General features: G+C 46.1%; 10 protein-coding genes. 4 read left to right on the forward strand and 6 right to left on the reverse strand.

All coding sequences use genetic code 11. The features are described 5' to 3' along the window. Positions 1-6: 6 nt before the first annotated feature. On the reverse strand, positions 7-1914 hold the full coding sequence (locus A3860_RS24070) for a DNA topoisomerase IV subunit B (RefSeq protein ID WP_081150800.1): 1908 nt from the start codon (positions 1912-1914) through the stop codon (positions 7-9). A gap of 684 nt (positions 1915-2598) precedes the next feature. On the opposite strand from A3860_RS24070, the gene A3860_RS24075 reads away from it, so the two are divergent. Then, entirely contained in the window at positions 2599-3795 is a 1197-nt protein-coding gene (locus tag A3860_RS24075; RefSeq protein ID WP_245843608.1) for an ATP-binding cassette domain-containing protein, read from the forward strand. Between the two features lie 120 nt (positions 3796-3915). Here A3860_RS24075 and A3860_RS24080 read toward each other — a convergent pair whose 3' ends face one another. Beyond that, positions 3916-6057 carry a M43 family zinc metalloprotease gene (locus tag A3860_RS24080; RefSeq protein WP_143774242.1) on the reverse strand — a complete coding sequence of 714 codons (2142 nt, stop codon included), beginning with the start codon at positions 6055-6057 and terminating at the stop codon, positions 3916-3918. Between the two features lie 111 nt (positions 6058-6168). Here A3860_RS24080 and A3860_RS41230 point away from each other — a divergent pair, with 111 nt between their 5' ends. Beyond that, complete coding sequence (locus A3860_RS41230; protein ID WP_158085340.1) at positions 6169-6324, forward strand: hypothetical protein; 156 nt, start codon at positions 6169-6171, stop codon at positions 6322-6324. A 135-nt stretch (positions 6325-6459) separates the two neighbouring features. After that, the gene (locus A3860_RS24090) at positions 6460-6777 is read left to right on the forward strand and encodes a peptidase associated/transthyretin-like domain-containing protein (RefSeq protein WP_081150804.1); all 318 of its coding nucleotides are present in this window, start codon (positions 6460-6462) and stop codon (positions 6775-6777) included. A 76-nt stretch (positions 6778-6853) separates the two neighbouring features. Here the strand turns inward: A3860_RS24090 and A3860_RS24095 are convergent, their stop codons facing one another. Continuing rightward, complete coding sequence (locus tag A3860_RS24095) at positions 6854-9094, reverse strand: family 20 glycosylhydrolase (RefSeq protein ID WP_216823499.1); 2241 nt, start codon at positions 9092-9094, stop codon at positions 6854-6856. Positions 9095-9224: 130 nt separating this feature from the next. Continuing rightward, complete coding sequence (locus A3860_RS24100; protein ID WP_081150808.1) at positions 9225-9698, reverse strand: hypothetical protein; 474 nt, start codon at positions 9696-9698, stop codon at positions 9225-9227. Positions 9699-10148: 450 nt separating this feature from the next. Between A3860_RS24100 and A3860_RS24105 the strand changes: the two genes are divergently transcribed. Continuing rightward, positions 10149-11132, forward strand: a complete 984-nt coding sequence (locus A3860_RS24105; RefSeq protein WP_081150810.1) for a C1 family peptidase — start codon at positions 10149-10151, stop codon at positions 11130-11132. A 77-nt stretch (positions 11133-11209) separates the two neighbouring features. On the opposite strand, the gene A3860_RS24110 is transcribed toward A3860_RS24105, so the two are convergent. Further along, the gene (locus tag A3860_RS24110) at positions 11210-13570 is read right to left on the reverse strand and encodes a hypothetical protein (protein ID WP_081150812.1); all 2361 of its coding nucleotides are present in this window, start codon (positions 13568-13570) and stop codon (positions 11210-11212) included. A gap of 783 nt (positions 13571-14353) precedes the next feature. Next, a complete protein-coding gene (locus A3860_RS24115) occupies positions 14354-18838 on the reverse strand; it encodes an FG-GAP-like repeat-containing protein (RefSeq protein WP_158085341.1) in 4485 nt (1494 codons plus the stop codon). Positions 18839-18902 lie beyond the last annotated feature (64 nt).

Consider the following 18902-nt stretch of genomic DNA (forward strand, 5'->3'; position numbering starts at 1 on the left):
CATTCCTTATTTCGCAGGCTCTTCCTGTTCATCAACCAGGTCAAGCTCTACGCGCAGGTTATCGATGATAAACTCCTGGCGCTCCTGGGTGTTCTTACCCATGTAATATTCCAGCAATTGCTGAACGTGTTCACCCTGTTCAATGATAACCGGCTGCTTGCGCATTTCGGGTCCAATGAAGCGGGCAAACTCTTCGGGCGAAATTTCACCCAATCCTTTAAAACGGGTGATCTCGGGTTTACCGCCCAGCTTTTTAATGGCCGCCTGTTTTTCTGCTTCATCGTAGCAATAGAAAGTTTGCTTTTTATCGCGTACGCGGAACAACGGCGTTTCCAGAATATATACGTGACCGTTCTTTACCAGGTCGGGGAAGAACTGTAAAAAGAAGGTCATCATCAACAAACGAATGTGCATGCCATCCACATCGGCATCGGTAGCGATAACGATGTTGTTATAGCGCAGGCCTTCGTAACCTTCTTCAATATTCAACGCGTGTTGCAGCAGGTTGAACTCTTCATTTTCATACACCACTTTTTTGGTGAGCGAAAAACAGTTCAACGGTTTACCACGCAAGCTGAATACCGCCTGGGTTTCCACGTTGCGCGATTTGGTAATGGAACCGCTCGCAGAATCACCCTCGGTAATGAAGATGGTGCTTTCCTTGCCTTTCTCCAGGATAGCATCCTTATCGCGGCCTGTTGGCTCATCATTATGGTGATAGCGGCAATCGCGCAATTTGCGGTTGTGCAGGTTTGCTTTTTTGGCCCGTTCGTTAGCCAGCTTTTTAATACCGGCCAGTTCCTTGCGTTCGCGCTCGCTTTGTTCAATCCGTTTCTTTAATGAATCGGCTACCGTGGGGTTCCGGTGCAGGTAATTATCCAGCTCTTTGCTAAGGAAATCGCCTACGAAGTTGCGCATGGAGGGGCCGCCTTCATACACTACCTGCGAACCCAGCTTGGTTTTTGTTTGCGATTCAAACACCGGTTCCTGTACGCGTACCGATACCGCTGCGCATATACTGGCGCGAATGTCGGCCGCATCATAATCTTTTTTATAGAAATCGCGCAGGGTTTTCACCACGCCCTCGCGGAAAGCCGCCAGGTGGGTACCGCCCTGTGTAGTATACTGTCCGTTTACGAATGAGTAGTATTCTTCACCATACTGGTTTTCGTGTGTGAGGGCCACTTCAATATCCTCGCCCTTGAGGTGAATGATGGGATAGCGCAGCTCATCTTCGTTTGTTTTGCGCTGTAACAGATCGAGCAGGCCGTTCTTACTAACGTACTTCTTGCCATTGAAGTTCATGACCAGGCCGGCATTGAGGTAACAGTAGTTCCACAGCTGGCTGTCGAGGTACTCATGAATATAGTGGAAGTTCTTGAATACCGTATCGTCAGGAATGAAGGTAACGAGGGTACCGTTACTTTCTGCTGTTTTATTCTCTTTGTGCTCTTTGGTAAGCACGCCGCGTTCGAACTCGGCCGTTTTTTCCTTGCCTTCGCGAAAGGCGGTCACTTTAAAATAGGTGCTCAGGGCGTTCACCGCTTTGGTTCCTACCCCGTTCAATCCCACGCTTTTCTGGAATGCCTTGCTGTCGTATTTGGCGCCGGTATTGATCTTGCTCACCACTTCAACCACCTTACCCAACGGAATACCACGGCCGTAGTCGCGTACGGTTACTGATTTTTCGTTTATGGTAATGTCTACCTGCTTACCATGACCCATGGTATACTCGTCGATACAGTTATCGATCACTTCCTTGATCAACACGTAAATACCGTCGTCGGGACTGGAACCATCGCCCAGCTTACCGATATACATACCCGGACGCAGGCGAATGTGCTCGCGCCAATCGAGCGATCGTATCGAGTCTTCGGTATAATCAAACAAGTCGTTTTTTTCTGTCTTTGCCATGTTTATACGGATTCTTCTATGTTCTGAGTTTTGAGTCTTGCTGAGTTTTACAACTCAAATGTCATTTTTCTATAATATTGCCAGCTAAAGTACTACTATCACGGCCTTTTGTGCCTGTCCCCGTACTTTAGCCGGGATCACTTACTTGTACGTTCAGTTCACTATTCGGCACATTTGCCCCGCCCAGGAGTCAGCTATACAATTCATTTACAATCCATTACACTAAAATAAGCCGGAAATTTGAGGGCAGCCGCACCCTGTGTGCAAAACGTACACCAAAAACGCCTGAACGGGCAAATATAGCCAAATGACGGCAACCGATTTTTTAGAGAGTTATTAACGTTATGTGGAAAATTTAAAAAGACGAGTATTTCACGGTTCAAAATTCACGGTTCCCGGTTCACAATTCTTAGTTTAGAGTTTTCAGTTCCCAGTTCAAAGTTTACAGGAAACGCAGGGCTCCCCACCCCCGGCCAGGCTCACCGTTCAATTTCAGCGGGCGCAAGGTTCAAAATATAAGGATTCAATTACAGTTGTCAAGGGCAAAAGCGTACAAAGTTTCATTAATAATTAGCACAAGGTCAGGAGATTACAGTTTTGGTTTATAAATAAACAGGAATTTTTCCAGAGATATTCCGGCTCTTATAAGAGGTAGCTTATCTGCAGAACATTTGCGGGATATAGGTGGGATATCACCGGGATATCTCTACTTTACCTATTATTTATAATTCATCCGATTCTGAAGACACCATCACCGTGCAGGAAGAGCTGGCGCCGCTGATGGCCGCCGCGCCAAACAGCAATTGGGTAGAGCAACTGCACCTGACCCATGTACTGGACGAACCCCTGATACAGCTCTCGAACGGGGAAAATAAACGCCTGCAACTGGCCAAAGCCCTGTTCCTTGACCCGGCCGTGCTCATTATGGATAATCCCTTTGTTGGGCTCGATGTGGAAGGCCGCCAAACCCTGCACCGCATCCTCGATTCCATTGTTGCCAGCGGTATTGCCATCATCCTCATTACCCCGCCACAGGAATTACCCAATTGCATTACCCATGTGGCCCTGCTCGAAAACGGCAGCCTCGTGAAGGTCGGCAAAAAAGAGGAGATCCGCGCAGCTGCTCCGGTTCCAACCAATGCCCTGCCTGCCGGCATCATCAGCCAGCTAAAAGCATCGGGGAATAACAACCATTTTACCACAGCAGTAAAAATGGTGAACGTGACCATTCAATACGGTGAAAAAGTAATTCTGAACAACATAAACTGGGAAGTAAAAAAAGGCGAATGCTGGAGCATTTCGGGGCCCAATGGGGCTGGCAAAAGCACCCTGCTGAGCCTGGTAACGGCCGATAACCCGCAGGCCTATGCCAATGAACTGTACCTGTTCGATCAGCGGCGGGGCAGCGGCGAAAGCATTTGGGACATCAAACGCCGCATAGGTTTTGTTTCGCCCGAACTGCACCTGTACTTCGACCGCGGCACATCGTGTTTTGATGTGATTGCCTCGGGGTTGTTCGATACAATCGGCTTGTTCAGGCAAATATCAACCCAGCAACAGGAACAGGTACAGGCCTGGATAGAACTGTTGCAGTTACAGGCCCTGCAACGCCGGCCGCTTTTTCAATTGTCGCTGGGACAACAACGTATGGTGCTGCTGGCCCGGGCGCTGGTGAAAAATCCGCCCCTGCTTATTCTCGATGAACCCTGTCAGGGCCTGGATGAAGAACAGATCAGCTATTTTAAACTGCTTATTGACCAGTTGTGTGAAACGTTTAATACCACGCTGCTGTATGTAAGCCATTATAGTAAGGACCTGCCGGAATGTATTACACATGCGGCATCGATAGAAAATGGAAGCCTTACTGCTACTAAGTTATAAGGTGAATGTTGCAGTTACCAGTTACCGGGTTCCGGTTACCAGGCAAAAATTCGGAGAACCCGATTACAGGCAGAATGCTCGCAATTCGAGACCTGGAAACTGGTAACTGGCAACTGGTAACTACCGCTTAATCACTTTCTGCGTAATCACCTTATCGCCCAGCACTACCTGCACCACATATACGCCGCTGGCATAGGCGGAGAGGTCGAACCCATAATAGCTGCTGCCGGCCGCGTTTATAATGCGCGAAGCAACCCTTTCTCCTGTGCTGCTAAAGATGTTGATCCCTTTTACATAACCCGCATTGGGGTAGAACTGCACTGCAATTTTACCATTTGTGGGGTTAGGCGTTATCATAAATCCTTTTGCCTTCAGGTTGGTATTTATGCTTACGCTGTATACATTAATATCGTCGAGATAAATATTGTTCTCGTGTTGATTGGTGTTCATAAATGCCACCAGTATTTGACCGGCGCCAATGTACGGCGTCAGGTTCACCGAATCTTTACGCCATTCAGTAGAAGCAGGCGTAAAGGAGGTAACGGTGGCAGCGCTGCGTGTAATGAGGTCGGCCCCACCCTTGTGGTACAAACTGGTAAATGTAGCTCCGCAATCCTTGCTTACCAATACATCGAGCGTATCGAACGCAGCACTTGTTTTAGGATCGGTAACTACCGCCGCTGCAACCTGGAAGGTCATGAATGCCGAATCGGCATTGGTGATATTCATCAACGGTAACCGCAGGTAATCTTTTTGACCATTGGCTGAATAATCATAATTGCGCAGTACAACCGATGCGTTACCGGTCTTTGCCGCTGTAGCCGTTCTTTCCCAGGTAACTCCCAGGTCAGGATTTACTATATCCCAGGCAATTGGCGGGTAGGTAGTGCTTTCAAAGCTTTCGGTAATTGGCGGTGAGTATGGCAGATAATACAGGAATGTAATGTTGATGGCATCGTTGCTGGTATTATCATCGGTAGTACCATTGGCCGATGAAATATCCACATTCAGCACATGGATTCCTTCGACTGTAACGGTCATGCTATTCAATGTTACATTGGTTTCAGTCAATGAAGCCAGCGAGCCTGTCCAATTGGTGGTGATGGCAGTACCATTATCAATACTTGCCTTAATGGTAACCGCTGTCAATGTTTGTGCGCCGCGGTTCCGCAAGGTTATAACCGGCTGGAAGGTGGCGCTGCAAATGCGTTGCAACGGTGTATTGATGCTTTTGGCAGCTGCATCGAGGTTAAAGGATACAACAGGATCGGCGCCATTGGAAGTAATCAACGAAGCGCGGTACACATTTAAAGCACTCTCCATGCGGGCCTTTTGATCGAGGGTGAACATGACCATACAGGCATCGTCGGTATAATCCATATAGTTTTCATACATGATGCCCGGCGACGTTGTAGTACAGGCATCTGTGCGTGGTCCCCCGCTGGAAGTGGGGCAGCCGGAGGTATAGGTACCCTGGTTGGGGGTATCATCAATTTCATCGGTTCCCGAACAGCCGTTTTCATCGCCCCAGATATGGATCAGGGAAAAGAAATGGCCTGATTCATGCACCAGGGTGCGGCCTTTATTATAAGGCGCAGTGCCACCCGGTAATGAGGTGTATTTGATGACCACTCCATCTTCGGCGGCCGGACCGCTGTTTGGGAAGGTAGCATAACCCAGATACCCTTGCGACAGATCGGTGATCCATACGTTAAAGTATTTGGTATGGTCCCAGGCATTGGCGCCACCTGATGAGGTGTACTTTACGCTGGGATCGGTAATAGCAAACGAACTTTTGGAGGTAGTAATACGTTCAATACCCGTTGACGGATTATCATCGGGCGTGCGCTGCGCCAGTTTAAACTGGATACTTGTTTTGGCAAATAAGGGTTTGAACCATGACGGAATAAGGGTTGAATCTGGGTTCACCCCCCCATAGTCCCTGTTCAGCTGGTCAACCTGGGCCTGTACCATGGCATCGGTAACCAGGTTCGGATTGGTTAACACGATATGGAAAACAATGGGAATATAATAGGTTGTACCTTCGATCCTGAGCTGTTGGCTCAGGGCTTTTCTTTGCAGGGCAGCAATCCGGATGTTCTGATTCTGCAATTCGTATTGCGATCTCAGGGTTGGATTCCGTTTAAAGTTATTCTCCAACACAGGCATCGATCCGCATCTGTCCTGGGCCTTTACGGCAACCATACTTCCCAACACACTTACAACACAGGCTACAAGACATTGTAAATTTTTTCTCATCATATTGGTTGATTCATACGTAATACCTACGTAATATCCTTAAAAAATGTTGGTTTTCATACTGAAAAATAGATGTGTGCCCAAGTTTTGTCGGTGAATGCCCAAATAGTTGCCATGGATAAAAATAAGCCATTTGTTAATTACGGGCTGCCAGCCTGCATAACGCCTGTTGAAGAAATTCTACAGGCATCAGAAAAAATAATATATGCCACCCCCACCCTAAAAAATGTTAAAATAATTTCTTATAACTACAGCCTTGTTCTGGCATAGTCCTTGTCAACCATACACTATCTTAGTTGATCAATATCAATTCTACCCTTAATATAACCATCGAGTTATAGGCCTGATGAGCGATGATAAATGATGTGTGTAACTATTTTGTTTAACCTATAATTTGTTTGAGTTATGAAAAATGCCAAGATGAGCATGGCAGCTATAGCATTTGCGGCCGCCGGATTATTTGCTTTTAACGCTGTAAAAAACGGTTCCGTAAAGGGAACAGTGAATCCGGCTGACGCTGCAGTTAGAGCATGGGCCTTATCGAGTACTGACACCTTAAAAGCCGAAATCAATAAAGGAACATTCGAAATTACCGATGCCAAACCCGGCACCTATCGCGTAATTATTGAAGCAAAGCCTCCTTATAAGAATGCCGCGAAAGATGGTGTCACAGTGACAGATGGCCAGTCAACGGATATCGGCGAAATTAAACTGGAGCAGTAAAGAGTTTCAGCATTTAGTTTAGATATTAGGAAAATAAAAGGTGGGTCGTCCCTGTTAGGATGGCCCACCTTTTATTTTAATGTTTGAAAAAGCTGTCGGGGACCGGTATCACCGCCCCATTGCCTTTACTGTATTTCAATTGTAAAGTAAAGCCGCCACCGCCCTCAATAAAATTAAGGTAGAAAAGATGCAATCCTTTTTTCAACGCAACCTGTCCTGATTTCTCCTGCGGCGCATGTTGCCCATCGTTATTTACCACTTCCTTATTGCCAATGGTTAAAGTACCGCCATCATCGCACAACAGGTAAAAACTGTAAATGCCTGTTTCGGGAATATCAATATAACCGCTGTATTGCAAACCGAAGGAAGGCGCCGAAACCGCCGCCGGCACTATTGCATTGGGTGCAATAAACTGGCTGTCGGGTTGCAGCGTTTGCATGCCGAGGGTGTTCAGCAAATATTTTTTATAGTATTTGCATTGCAGGCCCGGGGCCGGTTGCGTAAGGGCCACCGGTTGCTGGTACACTTCTTTTTGATAGTTGAGGGTGTAAATATCGCCACGCAATCCTTTTGTGGTAAATGCGGCCAGTTTAATGGTGACCGGTTGTTTTATGACCAGCGGTTTGCTCAACACCGGTGAAGTGGCCACCGGCAGGCTGCCATTGGTTGTATAACGAAGGGTGAGACTGGGCAATGGCTTTTTAATATCAAGTACAGCCGAGTCGGTAAATACGTTGTGCTCTACAAAACCAGTCAGGTCGGGCAGGCGGTAATGTACCTGTAAAGCTTCGAGCCTGTTGAATTGCGCCGGCAGGCGTTGTTGAAAAGAAGCATAATCAAGGTTTTTGCTCCAGGTTCTTTCGGCCAGGGCAAGCAGGCGGGGAAAATATAAATAATCGGCGCGGTTCTCAGAAGGAACGCGTTCCGTCCACAAGTTAGCCTGGGCGCCAATAATAGAGTTAGCCTCATCAGGCGTTAATTTTTCGGGCACCACTTTAAACTGGTAAATGTTCTCCAGCGAATGGGCATCGGGTGGGTTATCGAAATACAAAGGGTTACCCGGGCTCATGATCACCCGGTTGCCATTACGGGCAGCCATAACCGGGGCATCTGGCACCCAGCTGCGCCAGTACATGACGTTGGCTGTTGAACTAATGCCACCTTCCAGTATTTCATCCCAACCGATCAGCTTCCGGCCTTTCGACTGAAAGAACTTTTCCATTCGTTTTACAAAATAGCTTTGCAGTTCAGCCGTGCTTTTCAACCCTTCTTTTTCCATCAACGTTTTGCACAAGGGGCTTTGCGCCCAGGTTTTACGGTCTACTTCGTCGGCGCCGAGATGAATGTATTCGGAAGGAAAAATATCCATGATCTCGGTAAAGATGTTCTGGGCAAATTCAAAGGTACTTTCCTTGCAGGGACAAATGGGGGTAGAAAACAATTCGCCCCATTTGCTGCCGCCTTCGCACGACAGATCGGGAAAGGAATGAATGGCAGCCATCATGTGACCGGGCATATCAACTTCGGGAATGATGTCGATGTAGCGGTCGGCGGCATATTTCACCAGGGCTTTCATTTGCTGCTGCGTATAAAAACCGCCGTACAGGGTTTTGCCGTTGCGTTGCACAAGATGTTTGGGATCGATGGCCATATCAAGATTGTCTTTCTGCTGGTGCATACAGGCCGAATCATTTCTATCGAACGTGCGCCAGGCACCCTGGGCGGTGAGCTCTGGATATTTTTTGATCTCGATGCGCCAGCCCTGGTCATCGGTGAGGTGAAGATGCAGCTTGTTGAGCTTGTACAGGGCCATGCGATCGATGAGCTTTTCGAGATAGGAAATACTAAAAAAGTGACGGGCCACATCGAGGTGAATGCCACGCCAGGCGTAGGCTGGTTCGTCGGTGATGGTGAGGGCGGGCAATCGCAGGCTTTGGGCGCCACCTGACCTCTTTTCAACAGATAGTGGCAGCAACTGCCTGATGGTTTCCACGGCACGGAACATACCGGCGGGGGTGCGGGCCGAGAGAAGTACCCGCTGCTCAGTGATTGCAATATGATATCCCTCGGGTGAAGTAATGGCGGCATCTTTCTGCAGCTCGATCACTTTAGTTGATGGTTTCGGTAATGATGTACCAGATGGAATGAGGCGTGACATTTCGGCCAACGCCTGTTCAAACCCGTCCTTTGTGTCATAAACGATACCCGTGCCGGGTGTAATAATGAATTCACCTTTCCCGGAGGTAAGGGAAGCGGGGAACGGGACCAACGGGAAATCAGCAGAAGATTGTGCCCTTCCTTCTGCAACAAGCAGCACAATGATGCATGTTAAAACCAATCGGTAAGGATGCTTTATTCTATTAATCTTTTTCATCATCATAGCATTAAATATTTCCAGTCAATCAGTGTATAAAAAGCACAGTTTGTAACTAACAGCATCCAGGCGCTTACCCTGGGTTCAAAAACGAACGAACATCAATATCAAATCGCCTGTTACGTTCATTAAACTCTTTTTCATCCAGGATCCATAAACCCGCTGCAATTCCGGGAGGAGCATGGGTCCTTTCTACCAGGTAATAACCATTTGACAATAGAATATAGCCCGAGCCCAGATCGTGAAAATCTCCATTGTTGTCATAACAAAAGAAAAAATCAGCAATGGTTTGCCCTTCCACTTTTGTTTTGGCTTCGTCTGATACCGGTTTTCCGCTATCAAATTTTTTCCGGTAATACGACAAATTTTCCGGGGTCTCCTTCCGAAATTCAACATCATCGAACATTGGTATATCGATAATAATATTTCCTGTTAGCCTGATAAAAGACTTATAATTTGATAGCCCCCACTCATTTTCATACTTGTAATGATATCTTATTTCGAGCACTTCCTTTCCTATTAATGAGGATAGCATTAAAACTTCCATAGTTTAGATTATTGAGCCCAAATTACAGGAAAAGCGCTGAATGCAGGTAAACCATGCCACTCATTGGTCATTTCCCTGGCTGCATCGGCTTTTAAAAATGGCAATTATATAACTTTCAATAAATTGCTCCTTAGTCATAAATACAGACAATCATTAATGGCATAATGATTGTTGCTACTAGACCCAATTATTCACCTTATTCCTACGTTTGAGATCAAAAGAAATCCGGGTACTCTACCAAGAAGACAGTACAACGAATAGTCCGGCTTATTTCTTTCCCGATCATTTGATGCTTAACCTGTTCCTTCCATTCACATTTGCAAAGGGTGCGGTGTGCCTTGTTGTACATCAGTTCCGTTACAAGTGCGATGCACGATATATCTGTGTAATTCAGTGTAATTGCACAGGAGCAAAGTATTTATGAAAACCCACAATAAACTTTGAAAAACTATGTCAGTACAACTATGGAAGGTGTTGGTACCAGCACTGGGGCTCTCTATGCTATGGACAGCCTGTAGAAAAGAACAATCCGCTACCCAAACTGAAACACAGCATTCGAATATCGCTATGTATTCGGGAACTGTTGAAGATGATGCTGCAATGGTAAATAAGACGCCATTGGTTTTATCGGCTAATCTTTTAACTAAATTAAGTACGGCCCGTAAAAGTAAACCAGGTACCACTACACCTACCGACACTACCACCACTACGGTTCCTACTACACCTACTGATACTACTACCACCACTACTCAACCTGTTGACACTACGGTCATTGCTCCTACTCCCTTACCTTCCAATTATTCGATCGTAATGCCATCTCCACGCTACCAGGGCTCAGAGGGTTCGTGCGTGGCCTTTGCAGTTACTTATGCCAGAGCGGCTGAGCAATATTATAAAACAGGCGCTGTAGCCTATAGTGATGCGGTAAACGTGTTTAGTCCTGAATATGTTTTTAACCAGGTTACCATGCCGGGTTGTACCGGGTCGGCAGTCACCACTTCATTGGACCTGTTAAAGAACCAGGGCGTTTGCACCTGGCAATCGATGCCATACAGTACCAATAACGGATGTTCGGTGTTACCAACCACTGCTCAGTTTACTGAAGCCGCTAATTATAAGATCGCTTCCTATTCAAGGCTCATCGATTCGGATAAAGTGGCTATCAAAACAATGATCTCAAAGAATCATCCGGTGATTGCAACGTTTACCATTGACCAAAGCTTTTATGATGCTTATCCCGGCTTTATCTGGAAGACATTGACGGGTAATTCCGGTTCACATACCATGGCAGTCTGTGGTTACGATGATGCCAAACATGCTTACAAGGCCATTAACTCATGGGGGCCCACCTGGGGCGATGCCGGTTATATCTGGATAGATTATGATTTCTTCCCGGTGGCTGCTTCGTATTATACATACGTAATAAATTTATAGGTATATGGTCCTTATGCAAACCAGGGTTGCCTCTTGCGAAGCAACCCTGGTTTGATTATCAAGATCCGAGGGGACGTTTATCTATTTAATTCCAATATTGTACCTCTTACTGTTTTTTCGCCTACTTTAAGCCTGTAGATAAGTGCCTGGTTATTTAAACGCGTACTGAATTGTACGAATTTAGTAATACCGGCATCTACCTTTCCATCAAAAGCAATTCCAACCCGTTGTCCCTGTGTGTTGAACACTTCAAGTATAGCCCGGCCGCTCACTGGTGATGTAAAGCGGAAGTTGACCGTATTACTGAAAGGATTCGGGAATGCCTGTACCTGCAGTTCCTTACTGGCTGTATTCAGTGAAGTGGCACTTGGCAGTGCAGGACCGTTGATCCTGTTTCGTACCGGACTGGAAACAGAAGGACTTGTAAATCCCTGTGTTGCCGGCGCCGGATCGCTGTTGGTGATCATCCTTGCCCCCGACGGAAGGGTATTGCTGGTTACACATGAATCGGTAACAGTGATAGTCTGTGTGCAGGTATCTCTGTGTCCACAGGCATCCTGTGCAATCCATGTTCTGGTGATCACATCTTTGTAATAGATCTTAACTCCACAACCATTATCCGCTGCTGTTGCTGTTCCGGTATTCGATGGATCTTTAGAATCAGCACATGCCACGTTTTTATTAGCCGGACAAGTGATATCGAGGGTTGAACTTACATTTACACCCACCGTCTTTGTACAGCTATCCTTTATTAAACCTGATGTGGAAGCAACCACGAGCTTTAATGTAAAATTGGTTCCACAAGTTGTACCTGCAGTTACAGATACAGTAGTATCGGTGGTGGACCCATTTATGGTAGCACCATTGGTATTGTTTATCAGGCTCCACTTTAAGGTGAAATTAGTCGGAATAGGATCAGCAACACCGTTATGATCCGGATCATACTTGTAGGTATTGGTAGAACCCGGACAAACTGGATCTGGGCCGCTGATACCACATTGTGGGGCGGCCGAAGTTACTTTAACGACCACGGTGTCTTTGGCTGAGCAATTCGGCGCTGCCCGCTGAGTTTTTGTTACAACAAATGTGTAAGTTCCTGCTTCAGTGGCGGTAAATAATGGATTTGTTATTGTATCCTTATCTAATGAACCGCCCGAAGGGGGATCTTGTGTCCACTTGTAGCTGAAATCGGCAATGGTACCCGTAGCACTCAACTGTGAAGTATTTCTAACAGAGAGGTCAAAACTGTCGGGCACAGCGGTAGCCACTACCTGTACATTTTGTATGGTTCCCGCCGGTGCGAGCGTACAGGAGTCTTTGAGACCATTGGCAGTTACTACAATTTTCAGGCTAAAGGAACCACCCGGCGTAAATCCACCCGAACCGGGAACAATAGTCACTGAAGAACCGGTATTGGAGCCGCTGATGGTTGCATTGGCTGTATTATTAAATATCGACCATACAAAGGTAGCGCCAGTTGTGCCGCCAGTGTAATTAAACGTGAGCGATGCCGTTTCCGGACAAGCGAGTTGTGCCGTACTAAGTCCACAAACTGGTGGTGCTATTACGGCATTAGCGCTCAATGACCTGTCCTGGTTACCTACGCCGGAAATATTAACCAAACCCGGGAAGGTATTCATGGAGATCTGCCTCATGTGGTAAGGTGAACCACTGATACCACCAGCTGAACGGGGTATACCACCTGCTAAGAAACCCCACTCGTTCCGGTTGGCAATATGCCCGCCCCAGGCTAATAGTACAGAGTCTTTAAGGGCCGTAAACGTGATTATAACCCGGGTCGAAGACTCTGTTGCACCATTTGTCAATGATTGTTGAAAAACGTACTGAATGTTAGTAATATCTGCATTATATGCTGTCAGTACGCGTTGACTGTCGGGCAAGGCCAAAAAACTGTTTGTGGGCAGGTTTGGAACAGGACTGCCAACACTCGACGGTACGGGGAAGCCAAAAGTATCTTTATTTACCGTTTTCATTATATATTCACTGCTTCCGCTTACCATGATCAATGGATTTATCACTTCAGCAGGGTGGCCAAATTGCTGATGCGGTTCAAGCCGTTGATAATGGGTAAGGTAATCAATAGCCATTCTGTCGCTGTGCTTGGTATCGTATTCTATTACATATTGATACTGGTTATTAACAACAGCGCCCGTTATCAAACTCCTGTAGGCAATGGAATGGCTTTCAACATAGTGCGCATTGGAAGCACCGGCATTACCGTTAACCCAGCTTGGGTTAGGAAACGTTTTGTAAAAATTTTTGGTGGGGTCGTTAGCGGGGCCATTTCTTATTTGGTCGAGATTGCCCGACTGACTGAACATCTTTATTGGTGAAAGAAACAGAATAGCGAGCAAAATTGCCGTTATGTTCAAATGACTGGCTTTTGCACGCTGATAAAGTAGGGTTACTTTTCTCATAAAAATTAATTGAAGAGTAAAAAATTGCTTGCATAGTGGGGGCATTTTTTCACCGGGTGTTTTTTTCCGGATGCCTGGTTGTTAGAGAAGATGTACCATTAAGAGACGGTAGGCGACCGCGCCCGGTGGATATGCAGTGCAAACAATTGTAACCTTCTCCACGACCCATTTAGAAATGTAAAAAAATAAGGTGCATATAAATTGAATAGAAGATTGGATATGCAGTAGCGATAACACCTGAAATCAGTGATGCCTGCGTGAAGAAGTATGTTATTGTAATAAACATCGTGATTGCCACAAAAAGGATCGTTTGCCATACCTTCAGATTTATCGAACACACAAATAGCATCCCATTTGGCATTTTATGCACAAATGCGCATAACACGCCATCCCGGTTTCGGATAATAAAATTCCCAGGCGCCTTTATGGCACCACCTTTTACCGACACTGCTTAATAATGCTTACTGCGGAAATTGGATAAATTCGAGTACGCTCTCTTCTGTAACTAAACTTTTACCCAATACGGATGAATCGATGGTTGATGGATAGAATATGAACGAATGGATTAACGAGGGGGCGAATTGAAGGGGCGTTGTGTAACACCTTATTTAAGGAAGATCTAATAAAATTCTAATCAGGCCCTAAGGTATAAACAATATTTATATAACCACGCATTAGTAAAAAAATTAATCCTTTATTTTTTATTTTTTGACGGATGTCAAATAGAACTAAAAAAGCGTCCGTCAGCTGGCGGGCGCTTTTATTAAAGATGACTTACCGATATTATTGCTTCAACACTTTCAATACATAATTTACTTTATTATTATCAGTATATATTTTCACCAGATAAATACCATGCGATAAACCCGAAACATTCAACCTGTCACCGCTTCTGAGATATTTCCAGGCGCCAACGTTTCTTCCTTCGATATCAACCAACCCGATATTCAATGTATTTACATTATTAATATTAAAGCTTATGGCAAGCCAGTTGACCGCAGGGTTTGGATTCAACTTTATGTATTGGGTATTATCAATCACGATAATTCCTGTAATGGTAAAGCTATACTTTTCGGAGGCCACACCTGTACAACCATTCTCAGTTGCTGTTACTGTATAGTTGCCCGATTGCGTGGGTTTATAAACCTGGCTGGTAGCACCTGCGATGGCCACCCCTTCCAAGAACCATTGATTGCCCATGCCGGCACTTGAAACAAGGGTATTTCCGTTTACAGTTATAACCGGTTTGGCAGGTACTGTGTTTTGCGTAACAGTCACGATGGAAGAGGTACCACTGCAGCCGTTTGTATTTACACTCACTGTATAATTGCCGCCCGCTTTTGCAAAATATTCAGCTGTTGTTGCCAGCGGAATGGTTGTTTCATTTACATTCCATTGATAACCTGATCCGGTTCCGGCATTGACGGTTAAGCGGGCACTATCGCCGGCACAAAAAGCAGCAGCAGCCGGTGTTACAGTTAAACCGGGCAATGCACTAAAATTAACAACAGCTCCATTCGATGGCAGTGAAACACAACCATTGCTGGTGGTAGTTACTGTATATACAGCGCTTTTATCGGCCCGGAAAGTATTTCCGGTAATACCAGGCAGTACAACATTGTTGAAATACCATTGATTATTATCAGGCGAGTTGGCAATCAACAACACATTTTGTCCCTGACATAATGGGGTGCTGGTAATGCTGATCGCAGGTGCTGGCGGCCGGGGATTCACCGTAACAACCACACCGGCTGAAAGGGCCGTACTTACCCCTACTGTTTCCTGTACGGTATAAGTACCGGATGCAACAGCGGTATAGATTGAATCTATTGCACCATTTATAGCCGCTCCATTATTGAACCATTGATAGCCTGCTCCGGCTGTTGCAGCTGTTTTTAAAACCACCTGATCGCCCTGGCAAAAAGAAGTAGCACCCGTTGCCCTGATGGATACCGAAGCCATGCCATCACCGGGAATATTATTCAGGAACAGGGAAATGTTGTTACTGTTCGGATTGGCGGTGACCAAATCGGGACGGCCATCGCCATTGATGTCGCCGGCAATAAGATCTCTCATTTCATAATTAAGCGCAACATTCCCATATAAAGTGAAATCGGAAAAAGACAGGCCACTGTTCGTACTGGTATTCTTAAACAATCGCACCTGGTTATTATAAGTAGTGGTTACTGCCAGATCGGGTTTGCCATCGCCGTCCAGATCATTGATGGCAACATTATATGGATTAATACCTAACGGAAAATTAATATTCGGGGCAAAGGAGAACGAACCAGTGGTACTGGTATTTTGCAGTACAGATACATTGTTGTTACCGCCATGGCTAACTGCAATATCTATTCTGCCATCATTATCCAGATCGCCCAGCGCCAGGCTTCCGGGAGAAAAACCTGATTGTAACACCGTGGCGGTTGAAAACAATATGGACCCGCCGTTTGAAATATTCCTGTACAGCCGCAAACCATTATCGGCCACCGCCAGGTCAACTTTGCCATCGCCATCAAGGTCAGTAGCCGCGATGGCAGCTGCATAACCTAACGTATATACATTTATTTTCGGTGCAAAGGAAATATTTCCTGGTACGCTGGTGTTCCTGAACACCGCAACATAGCTGTAGGTAGCAATTGCAAGATCCGGTTTGCCATCCCCGTCAAAATCGGCAATAACGCCGCCTATCGGTTCAGCCTCATAGTCAAGATAAAAATCCTGCTTGTTATCGAATGAAATATCGGTTGTACTGGTATTTCGTAATACGGAAAAATAAGTGTTGTACTGGTTGTCCATTTTATTCAGCACAACGATCTCCGCTTTGCCGTCGCCATCCAGATCGCCTACACAGGTCCTTCCAATATAAGGATAGGTATTATAATCAGCTTTTGCAGCAAAAGATACATTTACATTATCGCTGGTGTTTTTCAGCACGGAAATACCGGTGGTAAAATCAGAAGCGATCACATCGGGCCTGCCATCTACGTTCAGGTCCTGCAACAGCACTTGCAAGGGAAAATAACCAACAGTTGAATCGAGCGTTTTCACAAAGGAGGATGCGGTAAAAGCAGTATGGTCGCCCTTAAACGTTACAATAAAAGGCTGGCGTGAATAAGCCGTGAGGGCGCCGGTTGTAACCGATATGGGTTGCCAGGTGGCGCCAGCCGGTACGGTTACCTGTAATGTAGCGGTATCGGCACTGGTTACGGTTGCTTTTACCGCACCAAAATAAACGATGTTATCAGTTGCATTATTACTGAAATGCCTGCCCGTAATGGCGATGGTTGAACCAACAGGTCCTGAACCGGGGGTAACCGAATAAATAACGGGACCTGCATAAAAACCGTTCATAGTAGCCCTGCCGCCCGGTGTAACAACCAATACCGGCATACTGCCTGCCTGAACGGTTGCTACCAAAGCAACTATCGTTGTGGGTGAAAGCACCTGGAATGAAACTGCCGGCGTTGCGCCAAAAGTTACGTCGGTGGCATTGGTAAAATTCGTTCCGGTAATGGTAACAACGGTTCCAGCCCCGCCCGTAACAGGTGTAAAGGAACTGATAGTGGGTTGTTTGCTGTATGTAAACCCGGTCTTTGTTGCCGTACCATGATTGGTAACCACTTTAACCGAACCGGTTGATCCCGTGTCAACAATTGCTGTAATACCGGTGACAGAGTCAATCGTAAACGATGTCGCTTTATTATCGCCAAAGCTGACTTCTGTAACCCCCGTGAAATTAATACCGCTGATCGTGACAATACTGCCATTACCGGCCGTTGCAGGAGTAAAGGAATTGATGAAAGGCAGCGTCACTGTATTTCTCAGCACGGTTACACTACCGGCGACATTTGCTGATAATATATCGGGTTTGCTATCGCCATCCATATCAGCAACAGACACGCCAAAGGGATTGGTGCCAATGGTGTAATCGTTTTTTGCATTGAATAAAATGGTGCCCGGCGTACAGGCATTCTTTAATACCGACACACTTGCATTACTGTAGTTAATGGCAACCAGATCGGGCTTGCCATCCCCGTCCATATCTGAAACCGACAGGTCAATTGATAAAGAACGGATGAGATAAGTGGCGGGAGATGCGAACGAAAGCACACCGCTGTTACGCTGGTTCTTCAATACAGATATGGTGGTATTACTACCGCTTACCACCGCCAGATCGATCAAATTATCGCCATCAAAATCACCGGCTGCAATGGATTCAGGATGCTGGAAGGCCGGGAAATCAGTTTTGGTGTTGAACCCGATGGTTCCGGCAGTACTTATGTTTTTAAAGACCGACACCGTATTATCACTGCCATTTGTTACAGCAACATCAGGTTTGGCATCGCCATCAACATCAGTAATAGTTACACCGGTTGGTGCATTACCAGTAGAAATGTCTACCCTGGCACCCAGAGCAATACTTCCCACGGTGCTTAAATTTCTAAAAACCGACACCGTGTTGGATCCATTGTTTACAACTGCAAGATCCGGTTTGCCATCGCCGTCGAGATCAGCAACAGCCAACGCTACCGGATGACTGCCAGCAGCCAGATCTGTTTTTGGTAAAAATGAAATTGATCCCGGCGTGCTGCTGTTCCTAAAAACTGAGATGGTGTTACCTGCCCAGTTGGCTGTAATTATTTCCAGTTTCCCATCTCCATCCAGGTCGGCAGTGGTAAGGGCCATACTTGTATCACCGATCGTATAATTCGTTTTTGACTGAAAGGAAAGAGCGCCAATGGAGCTTGTATTCCTGTATACAGAAAGAAGGTTGTTATACATATTTACGACGGCCATATCTGTACGGCCATCATCATCGAGGTCGGCAGTAGCAACAGCTGCGGCGCCTTTGCCAGTTGCAGAATCAACCCCTGGTAAAAATGAATTGGGCGAAAAACCACTATCGCCACCCGGGAAGGTAACCAGGAATGGTTTCCCAGTATAAGCGGTAAGATTATTGGTGGTAACAGTGAGCGGTTTAAAGGTAGCGCCCATGGGCACCGTAACCACGATGGTATTGGCCGAAGCGCTTTGCACCACTGCTTTTACGCTTCCAAACCTGACTATATTATTTGCGGCCACCGAGCTGAAATTACTACCAGTAATGGTTACCGTAGTACCCGTTGTACCCGATCCGGGAGAAAAAGCAGTGATCACCGGCGCCTGCGCCAGTACGAATTGCGTGATAAATAATCCTGAAACCAACATAAGCAGGCAACGTCTGTATGTTGCTTTCTTTACAAAAAGGTTGATCCTGATTTGCATTTGTACGGACATTAAATTTTCAATGTGTTAATGGCCACAAGCGTTGCGTTGTTGCAAATAGAAG

Source organism: Niastella vici (assembly GCF_002077945.1).
In the GTDB taxonomy this organism is placed as follows: Bacteria; Bacteroidota; Bacteroidia; order Chitinophagales; family Chitinophagaceae; genus Niastella; species Niastella vici.